A 14,387-nucleotide genomic window follows, 5' to 3' on the forward strand; every position below is an offset into this window, starting at 1 on the left:
GTCCATCACGCCCCTGCCTTTCGGGCGTTGTCGGCGGCGGTGCGGAGCATGTCGAGCACCTGCGGCTTGGTGCGCCAGCGGTTGTTCTGCCAGTTCACGTAGTCGATACCCCCGCCGAGCTGGCGGTTGAGCCAGTCCCCGGCCTGTCCGGCGATGGCGCGGTCTCCGTAGCCGAGGTGGACGGCGAGGGATTGGGCGCCGACGATGCAGCAGCGCCGCTGAGCGTCCCAGCGGGTGTGCTGGGCCCAGCCGTAGACGGTGATGATGCGCACTACGGCGTCGAGGTGGCCGGCGACTCCGACTTGGGTGGGTGTGGGGCGCCGTCCGAGGATGCGGCGCTTGGGGCGCGGCGCGGGGCCGGTGATGATGCCGGCCTGCTGGATGAGGGCCGCGGCGTCGAGCCGCCCGGCCGGGGGCGGCGCGGGTGCGGCCTGCTGGGCGAGGTAGGCCGCGATATCGGCGTGGAGCTGGTCGTACTCGCGGCGGCTGATGGGGATGTCGAGCAGCGCGACGGGCATGATGGTGACACCTCCGTGTCTCGTAATGGATGCGGGTGGTGCGGGGGCGCCCCGGTGCTGTCCAGGCGGGAGGGGCGCCCCGGGCTCGGTCACCAGGTCGAGCGGAAAGGGGTTCCGGCAGTCGCCTGCCGGACGCGCTCGTGATGGCCCTTGGAACCGAGGAACGCCGCCTCGAACTTGACTTCGTCTTCGGCACTCTCCCGCCAGGTGGGGAGGCTGCGGATCGCCGGGTGGCCGCGGTCGTTGTAGACGGGGCCGAACTCGACGAAGAACCGCTCAGGTGAGTACGACCCCCACATCAGGCCGACGAACGCCTTCTTCGTGAACTGAATTTCGCCGACACGGAGAGCCGTCTTGACGCCCCCCGCCTTCTCGACCACGTAGTAGGTGCGCCCGGGCTGGGCGCTGCGGGCGAACGCTTTTGCGTCGCGGCGGAGCTGCCGGTATTCGGCGGCGGTGTAGTGGGCCATAGGTGTCTCCTCAAAGGGTTGATGCGGATCTGCTTCTGATAGCGGTGTCAGGACCAGGTGGAGGGGTTCCAGTTGCCGGACTGACCGTCGACGCACACGCAGGACTGGGCGCCTGCGGTGCCGGGCTCGCAGTCGTCCGAGCCGACGGTCGGGCAGTCGTCTCCCTGGTGGCAGGCGGGGCAGATCCACCCGGTACCGCCGCAGCCCTCGCGGTCGAGGGTGTCGTTGGCGTGGTCGGTGCGGCACACCGTGGGGATCGGGCGGACATCGACCTCTCGGATCGATCCGCCGAACAGCAGGGTCTTCTTCACGGGTCTCCTTCAGCGTGTGGGTACGTGGCGTTGCGCGGGGTCGTGGTCGGCGTGGTAGGAGGCGGCGAGGATGGCGCCGGACCCACTGCGGTAAGGCGTGGCCTCAAGGTCTGAGCAGCCGGAGCAGACCACCCGGAACGCTCCGGTGGAGCGGTCGGCCTGCGCGAATACGAAGGCGCCGTCCGGGCTTTCCAAGATCTTGCTGATGCGCTCCCAGGCCATGCCGGGCTCCTTTCAATGGTTGGTTGGTTTGCGGTGGTTTGTTTCGCTGCTCAGTGCTGCTCAGCGGCTCGTTTCCGCAGGTCACAGCCGCTCAGGGTGCCGCTCAGGCGCTGCTCAGACGCTCAGGTTGAGCACCCGCTGAGCAGGGCCTGAGCAGCCTCTGACCTGCGGCGGAGCACCGCTGAGCAGGGCCTGAGCAGCGGGCATTTCGGGATGAATCACAGGGCGTCGCGCAAGGCGCCGATCTTGTAGCCGCGGGGGTTCGAGAGCCCGTCGAGCGGGCCGAGCGTGACCGGCGCGCCGGCCCCGCCCTCGCCGAGTAGGCCCCGCAGGCTCTCGACCGTCAGCCCTCGGTAGACATCCGGCGAGCGGGCGGCGAGCGTCTCGACGAGCCGCTCGGTCCGCATCCGGTCGACCCCCTGCTCGTCCATGGCTGCGGCGGCGTCTCGGACGGCCGCGCGCGCCGGGGTGTCCGGCGTCACGGCCTTTGCGGGCGGGTCGGCCTCGCACAGCCGCAGCAGCTGCTCCCAGGTGAGCAGCTCGACCGGGGCTTCCTTCTTCAGGTTGCCCTCGACGTCGTACTCGGCCTCGACGTAGTCGGGCAGGTCGACGCTGGCCATGGCTTGGAGCGAGTCGGCGTCGGGGTCGAGCAGACCGGCGTCGCGCCGCTCCTCGGCGAGCCGCGCGAGCTGCCCCTTCGGGTGCTCGTGGATCTTGTACTCGACGGGCGTGTCCTGCGCGCCGGGAACTCCCTTGGCGTAGACGTGCCCGGCGTCGCGGGGGTCGGTATCGGTGGCCGGGGACAGACGGTGCGGGAGCCACCCCTCGGCGACCGACCCTTCACCCATCACGGCCCGGGTGTCACCCACCTTGCAGGGGCCCATGATCTGCATGGCCAGCATCTGCGCGATGGACTCCCCCAGGTAGGTCTTCGTGCCGCCCTGGCTGGCCAGGACCACCCACACACCTTCCTTGCGTCCAACGAGGAGCAGCTCGAACGCGAGCTTCTTCGCCAAGGCGCTGGCTTTGGGGAACTCGTCGAACAGGACGACCAGCGCCGGGTGCTGAGGGCTGGTGATCCACTTGCGGCCCATGCCGAGCTGCTTCCGCAACCGCGCCCGGGCCTTGCACAGCATCAGCAGGAACAGCAGGGCGTGCTCAATCTGCTCGTGGGTGCGGCCCTGGAGTCGGGCGGCCGGGCCGAGGTCCTCCAGGCCGTCGCCGTGCGGGTCGAGGTCGACCGTGATCGCGTCGCGGCACGCGGTGGTGACTTCACCGAGGGCTTGGAGGATGCCGGTCTTGCCGCCGCCGGAGGAGGCCACGATCGCGGCCATCACTCCGGCGAGGGTGACGAGCAGCGGGTCACCGTCGATCGATGAGCCGATCCGAGCTTTATCGGTGACGCCCATCGACTTCGGCGCCCGATACTCGGGGGCTGGCGCGGTCGCGAACGGGTCCGACTGGACGAGGCGCAGCCGCGCGCAGGCCCGGCGCTCAACGAGGGGTTGCGGCCGGACGGCACCCTGGGGGAGGTCGAACGCCGTCTCCAGATCCGCCGCCTTCGCGATGATGGCGGCGGGGGTGCCTTCGGTGACGCGGACGATGCACTGCCAGCCCCAAGGCTTGCGCTCAACTTCGGAGATGTCGCCGACGGGGATTCCCTCCTTGGTCAGCGCCCGCAGGATGCATTCGGCGGCCTCGGCCGCGGTGGTGGCGCGGGCGATCGGGTGGGGCTGACCGGTGCCGAGCTGCTCGGGGCTGTAGACGCCGCCCTCGCCGAACGCCGGTGAAGGGCCTTCGATGGCGCTTGGCTCGCCCGCAGCGATGAGCGCGGCGCGCTGCACCGCGGCTTCGATCTCCCCGCGGCGCTTCTCCTCCCGCCGTCCGGCCCACCATGCGGCGCCGCCTCCGACGGCTGCGGCTCCTGCGGGGACGACGAGGCCGACCATCACCGTGGCGACGAGGAGAGCGACGACGGCGGCACCGCCGGCGCCGAGCCCGGCGAGGGTGGCGTTCTCGCGGTGCCGGGCGTGGATGGCCTGGTGGCGGGCGACGCGGATCTGCGCGATCTCGTTGCTCAGGGCGCGGCGCCGCTCGGGGTCGGCCTCGATGGCGATCATCAGCTCTGTCTCGCGGATCTGCTGCGCGAACTCGGCGCCCTGCTCGTATCGCCAGACGCGGCGTGCGGGTGTGGCGACGCCGAGTGCGGTGAGTCGCGCTGCGGAGGTCCCGTGGCGCCATACCCATGCGGCGCCGGTGGCGTGGGCGGCGCGGCCGAGCCGCTGCCGGATCGTGGGCCGCGGCGCCGCATCGGGCAGCTGCTCCACACCGTGCTCGCCACCGAGCCGGATGGTGCCGACGGACGTGTCCGCAGGCATCGCGCGGCGGTCCGACAGTCGCACAACCGTCGCGTCGCCCGCGGGCTGAATCGACTCCGCGCTCACTGGTCCACTCCGCTCTTCTCGATCGCCTTCTTGGCAGTGATGGACGCCTGGTTGCGGGCGCCCCGCGAGTGCTTCGGGGAGTCCCCCGGCCGCCGCGTCGCGCGCTGCTTCGGGCCCGGCCTCTTCGGGCGGGGCATTTGAGATGCGACCTGCGACGACACGGCCGTTGCGACACGGTTCACGGGGGTGCCGGTGCGGGCGGCTTCGACACGGTGCGCGGCCTGGTTTCGCATGCGGATCGTCTCGACATCCTCGCCAGGCGGGGCGCCCTCAATGTTTTCGTGCGCCTTGTTCCAGATGGCGTCCGTAACGGTGGTCTCACCGAGGGCCGCGGCGAGCTTCACGGCGTGCTTCCACACGTCGGGGTAGAGCTGGGCGCGCTGCTCGGCGAGCACCTTCGCCGCCTGCTCCGCAGCCTCCTGGGCGGCCTTCTTGTCCGCCTCCTGCTTTGCTGCCCTCTCGGACTCTTCGGCGCGCCGCTTCCCCTCGTTCTTCTCGCGCTGCTTGCGCTGCCGCCGAGTCTCGCGGCCGTCGCGCTTCGCGATGCGGCCGTGCTCGTGGAGGTCCCACACCCCGGGCCCAGCGATCGAAGCGAACGCAGTCGCCCAGGCAGTCGCGGGGTCGAACGCGTGCAGGCCGTGCGACAGGTTGACGGCGGCGGCCACGAGGGCGAGGAGCCACACGATCGTGCGGTAGTGCCATGCGGGCCGGCCATTCGCGACGGCGGCGGCAGCACCCCTGTGGACCACCCAGGCGCCGAGTTCGAGCATGACGGGGGCGGCCACGAGCCAGGGCGCATCCTCGTTCCAGAAAGCGGCGAGCTGCACGGGGAGCGCGACGATGCCGCACAGGATCGCGAACCGCTTCGCGTACTTCCGCCACTTGGCGTCGGCCTCGGCGACGCTCTTGTGTTCCTGTTCGGCCTGCTGCTGCTCGGCCTCATCGGCGCGGCGCGCTTGCGCGGCGGCGCGCATGGTGGCCTCGCGCTCGGCCTCGGCCTTGGCGATCTTCGCTTCCTGCTCGGCGCGGGTTCGGCGCTGCCGCAGCTCAACCGTCTCGTTCGCGAGGCGCTGCTTCTCGGCCTCCTCTTGGGCCTTGATGCGGGTGGCTTCGGCGTCGGCTTCGGCGCGGGCGCGTTCGGCGTCCGCGGCGGCTCGGGCGGCGATGAGGTCGGTTTCCGCGCGGGTCTCGGCTTCGCGGCGGATGGCCTCGGCGCGGGCGGCGGCGACGAGGTCGACGTCGCTGCCGGTGCCGTTGACGTGGTCGATGGTGGTGGTCATGACTTCACCCGCTTCCGGGGCTGGTAGTTGACGGCCGCGGTGAGTGCGCGGCGGATCAGGACGAGGACACCGCCGGTGGCGGTGAGGGGGACGGCGACGAGGCTCACCGCGACCAGGAGCAGCACGACCAGCGGCAGCATCACCGGGTGTACTGCGTCCAGGCGCCTGGCCATCAGGCCGGCCAGCCTCGCCACATCGGCGGTAGACATCAGGGGTCCTTCCGGGAGGTCAGGGGGTCAGGGCGATGGCGAGCGGCGCGGCGATCGCGAGCAGGTGGAAGGCGCGCATCACCGGACCGCCTTGTCGATCGCGCCCCACAGCCGGTCGGACGGGCCCCAGGCGGGGTCGATGAGAGCGAGGTGCGTGGCGCGCTGGATCTCGTCGATCGCGGCGGGGTGCACGCCACGCCAGATCCCGCGCAGGTGCCGGGGCGGGATGTCTCCGCCGAAGTCGGTGTGCGGCTCCCCGTTGCGGCGGGTGACGACGATCGGCTTGCCGCCGGTGGACGCGATCAGCCCGTCGCGGCGCGCGGCGGCGAGCAGGCGCCCCAGCAGGCGGGGGTCGGCGATCCAGCCGTCGACGGCGGCGCGCTGCTCCCACCATGCGCGGCCGGAGCCGGGGCCGACGCCTCCGGGCTGGGATTGGTCGGTGACGTACCCGGCGCGGTTTGCGGCGGCGAGGGTGGGGATGAGGCTGCGGGTCTCGGCGGCCGGGGTGTCGTACCCGTTGGGGTGGCGGCGGAGGCCGCCTTCGAGCCAGAGGGCGGTGGCGTGGCCGAGGTCGGTCAGGGTGCGGGCGTCGCGCCACTGCCGATCGAGTCGTGTCATGAGCATGTCTACTCCTCGGGTAGGGGTGTGCGGTGCGGGTGTGTCTGGCGGATCTCCACCCGCCCCGGATGGGCGTCCGGGACGCGTGGGCTACCGCCGGGCGGCGGTCAGACGGTGCGGGCCTGCCAGTAGATGACCTGGCAGGTCACCTGCCGGGCCCCGACCTGCCGGGCGAACTGGCGGGCCAGGTCCTCCGCGACGTGGTCGCGGACCTGCGCCTCAGTGCGCCCGACGTCGGCATACGATGTCCCCGACGTGCGGAAGCGCGCCCCGCTGACGACGAGCTCGATCTCCCACTCCCACCGGTACTGGGTCCGGGCCATGCGTGTCTCCTCCTCAGTGCTGGACGACGGGTCGGGTCAGGTCGCGGTGGGTTTGGCGCACGCGGACTCCGGCCGCGCTCACGACCGACCCCCGGGCTGCGCGGTGTTCTGCGCCGCGAGCGACGAGGCATTGCGGTAGGCCGCCTGGTAGTGCGGCAGGCTGCCGGCCGACGGGTGATCCGGCCTGGACTGGATCTGGTCGATGTAGTCCGCAAGGTTGTCGGCCCGCTCCTGCTCCGTCTGCGCCAGATGCTCACTCGGTTGCTGGCTGCGTCCCATCACCGGCCACCTCCCAGCGGCCCGTGCTCGCGGGCGAGCTGCGCGGCATCCCGCAGCAGCCAGCACACTTCGGTCCAGCTGCGGCCGGCGCGGCGCCCCCACGCGTCGAGATTCACCGGGCGCGGCGCCCCGCTACGGGCCTGCAACATCAACTCGACCAGCGCCTTCGCCGCGGTCCACGCCGCCAGGTCGCCGCCCGACTCGTCGATCAGCGCCTCGACGACGCCGTTGAACTCCGTGGGGCGCCAGCCCTCGGCCTCCAGGTGCCGTCGCGCCGCGACCAGCAGGTCGGCGATCTCGCGGCCGGTGAGGACACCGCCGTGGGCGCCGCTCCACAGCCGCTGCTCGTCCGCGAGCCGCGCGGTCTCCTGCCGCCAAGTCTCGGCGCACGGGAGCGCCCGGAGGGTGGTGGCGGTCAGCATCGGGTCGTTCATGCGGCGGCCTCGAACGCGTCGCCTTCGACGGCCGCGAACAGCTCGTCCAGCAACGACGGCTCGTCGGGGTTGGCGGCGTCGCACTCGCGGGCGACGGCCGCGTACTGGACCTGGTCCAGCGGCGCCGCGGCCGACACGCGGCCAACCAGCCACTCCAGCAACTCCGCGCGGTGCGCCGCCTCCGCGTCCGCCACCGAGACGCGCGCCCGGCGGTAGCGGTCCAGCTCGGAAACCGCGGCGGCGTCACCGTCGGACAGAGAGGTACTCTTCACGTTGATCTCCTTCATCTCTCACAGGGGTTGAGGTTGATCACCAGGCCCTCCGTCGTCACATGGCGTTGCAGCGCCGACGAACGGGGGGTCTGACCGTGCCCCGGGCGCGATTCGATCGCGCAGCATCACGCCACCACCGGGGCTGAGAGCTAGCTAGACGGCGAGGCGCTTCTCGGTGGTGCGCCGGACGGCGGCGAGGACCTCGTTGGCGAAGTCGATCAGCTGACCGGCAAACCGCTCGGCACGGTCGCCGGGGAGCGCCAGCATGTCGCCGGCGTGCCCAATGAGAACCTCGGGCTCGCTGTCCACCGTGTAGTCGTCGGCGGCGACCGCCACGGACAGCAGCTCCGCGCGCTCTACGTCCAAGCCCGTCGGGATCGGCAGGTGGGCCTTCGCGGACATGTGCTCGCCCGGGAACTCGCTGGGGTGGTCGCACCACGAGAAGCACGGGCTGGCGGGCGGGGAGGTCAGCGCTTCGTACTGGTCCGCCAGTGCGTCGAGGCGCGTGAGGCGGTCCCGGGCGGCGGCGATCTCAGCGCGCAACTCCTCGGGAGTGCGGGCCTCGTAGGACGCGCCGTTGGCACTCACGACCAGCTCGGGCCGCCCCGTGTCGGCGCACGTCAGGATCTCCGCCTCAATGCTGAGGGCGACGGGAGCCGGGGACGGAGCGGAAGGCGAAGGGGTGGAGGAAGTGCTCGCGGGCTGTCCCGCAGGCATGGCAGTATCAAGCACAGCCGGTCTCCTTGGTTGAAGCAGGGAGTTCGGTTAGGCCCTGGCCTGGGAGTGGAGTCCCAAAGCTGGGGCCGTTTACATGCCGGAGCTGGTGGAGCAGCCCGAGTGGCACTCCACTAACGTAGCGCAGTCCATAGACGAGTGGCAAGCCACTATGGAAAGATTCACCCATGCCAGCAGGAGTCCACCTCAAACCAGCGCGCACGTACCGGCCCGACCCAGACCTGCACGCTCGGGCCAAGCTTGCCGTCGCCGAGGTCGGCTCCGACATGAACTCGCACATCAACGGCTTCTTGGTATGGCTCGTTGGGGACAGCGACGAACTTCCACCCAGGCCGAAGGACTCGAAGACCGAAGGGGCGACCTCGGCTCCCCCGGGGACGACGTGAATTTTCATGTCGCCGAGTCAACGCCGGATGACGCGCAGTAGCCATGAGGTTCCGGGGCGGGCATAGTGCAGCGGGTACAGCGGCAGTGCAGTCCTAGTGCAACAGGCCCGTCCGGGCGGGGTGGGAGGCCGAGGATGGACGTCGTCGAGACGTGGACCGGGCGCACAGCCCGGGCACTCCAGGACGCCCTCCGCATGACCAACGAGGCGTTCGCTGCTCACCTTGGCATCGCGGTGCGGACCGTCGCCACCTGGAATTCTCAGCCGGAGATCATCCCGCGCCCCGACATGCAGCAGATGCTCGACACGACTCTTGAGAGGGCAGGTGACGCGGTGAAGCGACGGTTCGCGCTGATGTCCCGGCCGCCTGCCGCCGTCACCGCGCAGGTCCTCCGGGTCGCCATCGCCGTCGTCGTCCGCCCCGGTGAGGTGCTGCTCGTCTGTCGTCGCGACGGCGAGACGCTCCGCTGGCAGTTCCCGGCCGGAGTGGTCAAGCCGGGCGCCGACGCGGAGGCCGTGGCTGTGCAGGAGACCCACGCCGAGACCGGCGTCCACTGCGCCGTCCGCCGCCAGCTCGGGCAGCGGCTCCACCCAGTGACCGGCGTTCTCGCCGACTACTTCATCGCCGACTACCTCGCCGGCGAGGCCACCAACCGCGACCCCATCGAGAACACCGACGTGACCTGGGTGCCCATCTCGGCGCTCACCCGATTCATCCGGACCGACAGCCTGTACCCGCCCATCCTCGCCGCCTTGGAGACCGCGTGACCGACCAGACCACCGAAGAGAAGCCCGGCATCAGCGCCGGGATCGTCGTCCAGGGCGGGCGCGTCCTCATGGTCCGGCGGCGTGTCAAGGAGGGCGAACTGAGCTGGCAGTTCCCGGCCGGCGGCATCGAGGCCAGCGAGACCGCCGAGGAGGCTGCCGTCCGCGAGACGTTGGAGGAGACGGGCCTGAACGTCGAGGCCGTCAAGCTCCTCGGCGAGCGCATCCATCCCAAGACCGGCCGGGCCATGTCGTACACCGCCTGCCGCGTACTCGATGGCGAAGCGGTCGTCGGCGACGAGGAGGAGATCGCCGAGATCGCGTGGGTCGCGCACGGCGAGATCGCCGAGTACGTGCCCTACGGGCTGTACGAGCCCGTGCAGGTGTGGCTCGACGAGGAGTTGCGACCCGCCAACGGGTAGCGGGCGCCACCCCTGCGACCAGGGGCGCTGATCCAGCGTCAGCTCAGCGCGCAAGCAGCCGTTCTTCGATAGTGATGTGCACGGGCTGATCGCGGGCCTGGATCTGCTGCAGGCTGTCCAGGATTGCCTCGTACACGAGGCTAGCCATGGTGGCTTCCATCGCGTTCCCACTGCGACGCAGACGCCGCATCGCCTGGACGATAGCTGCGAGGTCACGCCCCGAAAGAGTGACCTCGCACAGGTCACCGTCGCGGTCGAACGCCGGGTTCATGCGCCACTCGATCTGTTTCCGGACCTCGCCAAGGATGAACAGCCAGGTGTCGAGACTGCAGGTCAGGAATGCCGCTGGCGCATCGTCCGCGTCTCGGATGGCTCCCCAGTCTTCGGCGGCTGCGTGGATCGCCTTCTGCATGTAGTTCCAGAACGCGAAGTCGGTTTCGGAGTCACCGGTTTCTCCGGCTGAGAACTCGGCGTACCGCTTGCAGACGATGACTAGATGGGTTGCCGTCTGGGGGTCGTAGACGCTCAGATCGACGACATCAGTGTCGACCAGTTCCCCGCCGGAAAGTTCGTGCGCAACGCGGAGCGGCAGGCTCAAGAGCGTCGAACGGAGTTGCCGCTCAAGGGCGGTGGGCAACCGGTCCGGTCGGCGCCCTCCTAGGAAGGCCATCGCGCGCCCGTGTGGCCATCCCAGCGCTTCAGCCACCTTCGAGAGGCTTGTCGGCACACGCCTGAAGGGGGTGCCTTGCTCCAGGTTCATGACGCTGCCACGCGAAACACCTGCGGCGTCGGCGAGTTCTGCCTGGGTCCGCCCGCTCGCGACTCGGGCATCGCGGAGCGCGTTACCAAGGGCCTCGAAGTCCCACATCTCATCCATGCCGCCATTGTGCATGGATGGACTTTCGTTGCGCAATGTTGAGCGAGTGTCTAATATTAGGTCTGCGCCCGGCGGCTACCGGGCGCAGACCCATTGATCGACTCCGCGTTTCCGTAGCAGGAGAGAGGAGTGGACCATGTCCATGGTCCCACGGGGGGATGGCTCCCCGTTTGATGCCCTACGACACACCCGAACGGACGGCTCCGAGTATTGGGTGGCCCGGGAGCTGATGCCGTTCCTGGGGTACGCCCAGTGGCGCCGGTTCACCGAGGCCATCGAGCAGGCTCGGGCGGTCATCATCGCGGAACAGGGGAACGAGGCAGCTGACCTGGCTCTTTGCCGGTACCGACAAGAAGGGACCGGCGGTGCGCCGCGCGAGGATTATCAGCTCTCCCGCTACGCCGCCTACCTCACGGCCATGCGTGGCGACTCGCGGAAGCCGGAGATCCGGGAGGCGCTGGTGTACTTCGCGGTGAGGACCCGGGAGGCCGAGACGGCACCGGCCCTGCCGGACCTGTCCACCCCGACGGGTGTCCTCGCTCTCGCCGAGCACTACGTCGCGACCGCTCGGCAACTCGTCGAGGCCGACACGAAAATTCGCGCACTGGAGCCGAAGGCGCTGGCGCACGACACGCTCATGGCCGCGCAGGACGGTGACGTGCTGGTGCGGCAGGCCGCGAAGCTGCTCGGCTGGGCAGAGAAGCAACTCCGCGTGTTCCTGATCGACGAGGGCCTGGTGTACCGCCGTCAGGCCACGTGCGGGGCGGCGCAGTACGACTTCTACGCGGCGCACGCCGACTGCTTCAACGCGGTCGAGCGGGTCGTCGAGCACACGTGGGGCTCGTGCGCCCACTACACGCTGCACCTGACCCCGCGCGGGATCGCGTTCGTGCAGATGCGCATCGAGAAGCGCCGCGCCGAGATGGCCGCCGCCATCGAACAGGCGGGCTGACTGCCGAAGCAGTTACCAGTAATGGTAATTGCTCACCGCCCCGACCCAACTGCCATGGGTCGGGGCGGCGGCGTGTCTACGGCTGGTCGCCCTCCGGCGGATTGCTGTCGGGCACGGGGAGCGCTCCGCCTTGCTGGAGGTCGATGTCGATGGTGATGCGCTTGGCCCCTGGGCCCTGGTCGGATCGGGAGGCGTCGTGGATGCCGAGGCGGAGGGACTGGTAGAGGGTGTTGGCGAGCGCCCAGTCGCCTACCAGTTGGTCGCGGCTTCGACGGCGCCGGAGTTCCCAGACAGCCGTGATGGCGGCGATGAGGGAGCGCCCGGAGAGTGCGACCTCGACGCGGCCCTCGTCGAGTTCTTTGACATCGCCTGGGACGCGGAAGTGCTGTTCGGCGGCGGCGTGTTCGATGAGGAACGCCCACAAGTCGCGATGAACGACGATCTTGGCCGAGGAGACGCGGCCGGCGATGAGTAGGAGGTCGTGGTACTCCCCGACGTCATTGCGGTCGGCGTCGGGGCGGCTGGGTTCGCTCGATGGAGTGTTCGCCGTGGTTGGGTGTTCGCGTGGTGGGGAGCCGTCGGGCGGCAGGGCGCTCGGATTCTCGCCGGCCGGGGTGGCTGGCTGGGTGGCCGCTTCGAGGGCCCGGCGGGTGACCTCAGCTTCGGCGCGGACGGCGGCGGCTTCGGCCTTCCATGTGGCGACCTCTGTTCGGAGGTTCGTGATTTCGCGGCGGATCGTCTCGCCGTCGGAGCTGGTGAGGGTGTTGGTCTGGATGATGTGGAGGCGTGCTCCGATGGCGTCGATCTTCGTGTTGAGGTCGGTGTGCGCCTTGGTGATGGCAGCGGTGACGTCGGCTGCTCCCTTGCGCACGGATTCGCCGAGCGCGCTGATGGCGGTGCCGATGCTGCTGAGTGCGTCCGTCGCGTGGCTCCTGCCGAATGCCATGTATCGCCCCCTGTGTCGTCGCCGTGTGTGGCGCGTCCATGCCTCCCCGTGTTCGACGGTCCTGACGCGGCGGTTTCCGGACAAGGCAGCAGACCCAGGCCTGCGACAGGCGCATAGCGCCCGGGGGCGAAGCAGGGTGACGGGGCTCATCGGGGGTTTCGGAGTGTCCTAGACCCTACTAACTCAGTAGGGTCTAGGACGGGCTGGCGTCCTTCTTGCCTGCTTTCGGGTTGTTTCGCAGGGGGGTTCGATGGGGTACCGCAGTGCGGGCACGGCGCACGTGCAGGTGTGGCGCGCTACCCTCGGATGGAATTCAACACTCAGGGGAGCAGCGTGATGAGCGGCGGGCCGTGGACGATCGAACGGATTTGCGAATCTCTCGGTAATCCGGTCCTGTCGAAACGCTTCTTGTCGCAGATCAATCGCGCGCCTGCGGACGAACTGCTCGAAGTGTTCGCCCGCTGGCGGAAGGCCGCGGAGGATATGCAGGCCGGTGTGGCAAAGGCGCAGGCGCTCGCCGAGGCCGAGCAGCATGGCGAGCCGTTGCCGGGCGAGTGGACCGATGTAACCGAACGGGTGCGCGACGAGGCACAGCGGATTCAGTCACGCGGCGCCGCCTGATCACCCTTAAGGCTAACGGACTGCTACAGATCGACTACGCTGAACGGGCCTTGGAGAGGCCCGAATGGTGTCCGGGTCAGACGCCACCCAACCGAGGAATGCGGCGTGACCTATCGACTGAGCTACGACCCGGAAACCGAACCGGCGCAGGACGCGCTGCCCCCATCTGTGAGCGAGGCCCTGACTGTGGCCCTGACGAACGCATGCGACGATCCGCTCGGCGCCACGCACCCCTACGGGATGGCCGACTTCACCATTCGCCAGGTGATCGTGGACGGCGCGTATGCCGTGCTTTACGTCTCGCACCAGTCGAAGACGCTGCACGTCACGCAGATCGCGCCACTCCCCTGACGCCAAACGCGACGAAGTCCCCGCCGACGGCCGGCGGGGACTTCGTCATGCATCAGTACCGTTCGGCGTCCTCGCCGAGCGATATCTCCAGTTGCTTTACTTTGCCGTTGGTGCTCAGCTCGGCGTAGACGGGGCGGTCGCCGGGGGCGTCGGCGGCCCGTGCCAGCTTCACGAATTGTTCGATCTCGTCCAGCGTCATGTCTTTCGACTCGCCGCTGAGCTTCAGCATTTGAGGCATGCGCCGATTCTGCCAGGCCCAGGCGGGGGCTTCGTCACGCCGCTGCCGCTGCCATGGCCCTGGGTGCGAGGGGGAGCCGCAGCACGTCGTCGTGCCCGTACCGGGTGCCGCAGGTGCCGCAGGTGGCGCTGGGGGTGGAGGCGCCGACGCGCAGGAGGCCGCCGCAGGGGCAGGCGACGGTGACGCGCCGTTCGCCGCGTTCGCCGGTGGCGCGGCTGTGCGCGTGCTGGTGCACCTGCTGGATGTCTCGCAGGGAGTCGCCGACGCCGGGGTGCATGCCGCATGCCCAGTCGAGGTGCCAGCGCAGCCAGCGGCACAGCGCCGCGAGCCGGGCATCCGGACCGGCCGGCCATTCCGGGGGCGTGAGCGTGCCGCCCGCGTCGCCCTCGCGGGACGTCTCCACCCAGTCCCGCACGCAGGACACGAGGGTGGCGATCACGCCGACACGCGGGTCGGTGAGGTCCATGACGTCGAGGTCGGCGGGCGGCCGTGGCCCGTAGGCGCCGCGGGAGCCGACTACGTGGGCGCCGCGGCCGGGGGTGAGCACGTCGGCGAGCTGCCGGTGCAGGGTCGGCAGGTCGGCGAGCTGCTGAGCGGCCTGCTGCTGGCATCCGGCGCAGGCCCACCTCGTGGCCTCGATCGGGTGCAGCGCCCGGTGACAGCTGGTGCAGGACGGGGCTGCGTCGTCGTGCTCGTGCATCGGTGGCTCCTCGTG

Annotated in this window: 22 protein-coding genes; 5 read left to right on the forward strand and 17 right to left on the reverse strand. The window is 70.1% G+C overall.

Annotated features, from left to right (window positions below; genetic code table 11):
* Positions 1 to 5: 5 nt before the first annotated feature.
* The 13 genes from STBA_RS00760 to STBA_RS00820 all read right to left on the reverse strand — a co-directional run bounded on the left by STBA_RS00760 (position 6) and on the right by STBA_RS00820 (position 8,097).
* On the reverse strand, positions 6 to 518 hold the full coding sequence (locus STBA_RS00760) for a hypothetical protein (RefSeq protein WP_077057382.1): 513 nt from the start codon (positions 516 to 518) through the stop codon (positions 6 to 8).
* A gap of 89 nt (positions 519 to 607) precedes the next feature.
* Complete coding sequence (locus STBA_RS00765; RefSeq protein ID WP_077057383.1) at positions 608 to 988, reverse strand: hypothetical protein; 381 nt, start codon at positions 986 to 988, stop codon at positions 608 to 610.
* Between the two features lie 47 nt (positions 989 to 1,035).
* The gene (locus STBA_RS00770) at positions 1,036 to 1,299 is read right to left on the reverse strand and encodes a hypothetical protein (RefSeq protein ID WP_077057384.1); all 264 of its coding nucleotides are present in this window, start codon (positions 1,297 to 1,299) and stop codon (positions 1,036 to 1,038) included.
* A 9-nt stretch (positions 1,300 to 1,308) separates the two neighbouring features.
* A complete protein-coding gene (locus tag STBA_RS00775; protein WP_077057385.1) occupies positions 1,309 to 1,521 on the reverse strand; it encodes a hypothetical protein in 213 nt (70 codons plus the stop codon).
* Positions 1,522 to 1,739: 218 nt separating this feature from the next.
* Positions 1,740 to 3,899 carry a hypothetical protein gene (locus STBA_RS00780; RefSeq protein WP_143659384.1) on the reverse strand — a complete coding sequence of 720 codons (2,160 nt, stop codon included), beginning with the start codon at positions 3,897 to 3,899 and terminating at the stop codon, positions 1,740 to 1,742.
* Between the two features lie 62 nt (positions 3,900 to 3,961).
* Positions 3,962 to 5,245, reverse strand: coding sequence for a hypothetical protein (locus STBA_RS00785; protein WP_077057387.1), 1,284 nt, complete (start codon positions 5,243 to 5,245; stop codon positions 3,962 to 3,964).
* Positions 5,242 to 5,454, reverse strand: coding sequence for a hypothetical protein (locus STBA_RS00790; protein ID WP_077057388.1), 213 nt, complete (start codon positions 5,452 to 5,454; stop codon positions 5,242 to 5,244). The genes STBA_RS00785 and STBA_RS00790 overlap by 4 nt, the downstream gene beginning before the upstream one ends.
* A 78-nt stretch (positions 5,455 to 5,532) precedes the next feature.
* Positions 5,533 to 6,072, reverse strand: a complete 540-nt coding sequence (locus STBA_RS00795; protein WP_143659385.1) for a hypothetical protein — start codon at positions 6,070 to 6,072, stop codon at positions 5,533 to 5,535.
* Positions 6,073 to 6,179: 107 nt separating this feature from the next.
* A complete protein-coding gene (locus STBA_RS00800; protein WP_077057390.1) occupies positions 6,180 to 6,395 on the reverse strand; it encodes a hypothetical protein in 216 nt (71 codons plus the stop codon).
* A gap of 78 nt (positions 6,396 to 6,473) precedes the next feature.
* Positions 6,474 to 6,674, reverse strand: coding sequence for a hypothetical protein (locus tag STBA_RS00805; protein WP_077057391.1), 201 nt, complete (start codon positions 6,672 to 6,674; stop codon positions 6,474 to 6,476).
* A complete protein-coding gene (locus tag STBA_RS00810) occupies positions 6,674 to 7,108 on the reverse strand; it encodes a hypothetical protein (protein WP_143659386.1) in 435 nt (144 codons plus the stop codon). Before STBA_RS00810 ends, STBA_RS00805 begins: the two co-directional genes overlap by 1 nt.
* On the reverse strand, positions 7,105 to 7,380 hold the full coding sequence (locus STBA_RS00815; protein WP_143659387.1) for a hypothetical protein: 276 nt from the start codon (positions 7,378 to 7,380) through the stop codon (positions 7,105 to 7,107). Before STBA_RS00815 ends, STBA_RS00810 begins: the two co-directional genes overlap by 4 nt.
* 153 nt (positions 7,381 to 7,533) lie before the next feature.
* Positions 7,534 to 8,097: a DUF3618 domain-containing protein gene (locus STBA_RS00820; protein WP_143659388.1), complete on the reverse strand. Its 564-nt coding sequence runs from the start codon at positions 8,095 to 8,097 to the stop codon at positions 7,534 to 7,536.
* Between the two features lie 538 nt (positions 8,098 to 8,635).
* On the opposite strand from STBA_RS00820, the gene STBA_RS00825 reads away from it, so the two are divergent.
* Positions 8,636 to 9,268, forward strand: coding sequence for an NUDIX hydrolase (locus STBA_RS00825; RefSeq protein WP_077057395.1), 633 nt, complete (start codon positions 8,636 to 8,638; stop codon positions 9,266 to 9,268).
* On the forward strand, positions 9,265 to 9,687 hold the full coding sequence (locus STBA_RS00830; RefSeq protein ID WP_077057396.1) for an NUDIX hydrolase: 423 nt from the start codon (positions 9,265 to 9,267) through the stop codon (positions 9,685 to 9,687). Before STBA_RS00825 ends, STBA_RS00830 begins: the two co-directional genes overlap by 4 nt.
* A gap of 43 nt (positions 9,688 to 9,730) precedes the next feature.
* Here the strand turns inward: STBA_RS00830 and STBA_RS00835 are convergent, their stop codons facing one another.
* Positions 9,731 to 10,564, reverse strand: a complete 834-nt coding sequence (locus tag STBA_RS00835; RefSeq protein WP_216355894.1) for a helix-turn-helix domain-containing protein — start codon at positions 10,562 to 10,564, stop codon at positions 9,731 to 9,733.
* A gap of 229 nt (positions 10,565 to 10,793) precedes the next feature.
* Between STBA_RS00835 and STBA_RS00840 the strand changes: the two genes are divergently transcribed.
* Positions 10,794 to 11,516, forward strand: coding sequence for a phage antirepressor KilAC domain-containing protein (locus STBA_RS00840; RefSeq protein WP_216355895.1), 723 nt, complete (start codon positions 10,794 to 10,796; stop codon positions 11,514 to 11,516).
* A gap of 76 nt (positions 11,517 to 11,592) precedes the next feature.
* Here the strand turns inward: STBA_RS00840 and STBA_RS00845 are convergent, their stop codons facing one another.
* Positions 11,593 to 12,462, reverse strand: coding sequence for a hypothetical protein (locus tag STBA_RS00845; RefSeq protein WP_077057398.1), 870 nt, complete (start codon positions 12,460 to 12,462; stop codon positions 11,593 to 11,595).
* 306 nt (positions 12,463 to 12,768) lie between these two features.
* On the opposite strand from STBA_RS00845, the gene STBA_RS00850 reads away from it, so the two are divergent.
* Positions 12,769 to 13,083: a secretory pathway Sec39 family protein gene (locus tag STBA_RS00850; protein WP_253194475.1), complete on the forward strand. Its 315-nt coding sequence runs from the start codon at positions 12,769 to 12,771 to the stop codon at positions 13,081 to 13,083.
* 105 nt (positions 13,084 to 13,188) lie between these two features.
* Positions 13,189 to 13,434: a hypothetical protein gene (locus STBA_RS00855; protein ID WP_077057399.1), complete on the forward strand. Its 246-nt coding sequence runs from the start codon at positions 13,189 to 13,191 to the stop codon at positions 13,432 to 13,434.
* Positions 13,435 to 13,486: 52 nt separating this feature from the next.
* Here STBA_RS00855 and STBA_RS00860 read toward each other — a convergent pair whose 3' ends face one another.
* Together STBA_RS00860 and STBA_RS00865 are read right to left on the reverse strand one after the other, a co-directional pair.
* Positions 13,487 to 13,672 carry a hypothetical protein gene (locus STBA_RS00860; RefSeq protein WP_077057400.1) on the reverse strand — a complete coding sequence of 62 codons (186 nt, stop codon included), beginning with the start codon at positions 13,670 to 13,672 and terminating at the stop codon, positions 13,487 to 13,489.
* Between the two features lie 34 nt (positions 13,673 to 13,706).
* Entirely contained in the window at positions 13,707 to 14,372 is a 666-nt protein-coding gene (locus STBA_RS00865) for a hypothetical protein (protein ID WP_077057401.1), read from the reverse strand.
* Between the last annotated feature and the right edge of the window lie 15 nt (positions 14,373 to 14,387).

It is taken from the genome of Streptomyces sp. MP131-18, from assembly GCF_001984575.1.
GTDB classification, from domain to species: Bacteria; Actinomycetota; Actinomycetes; order Streptomycetales; family Streptomycetaceae; genus Streptomyces; species Streptomyces johnsoniae.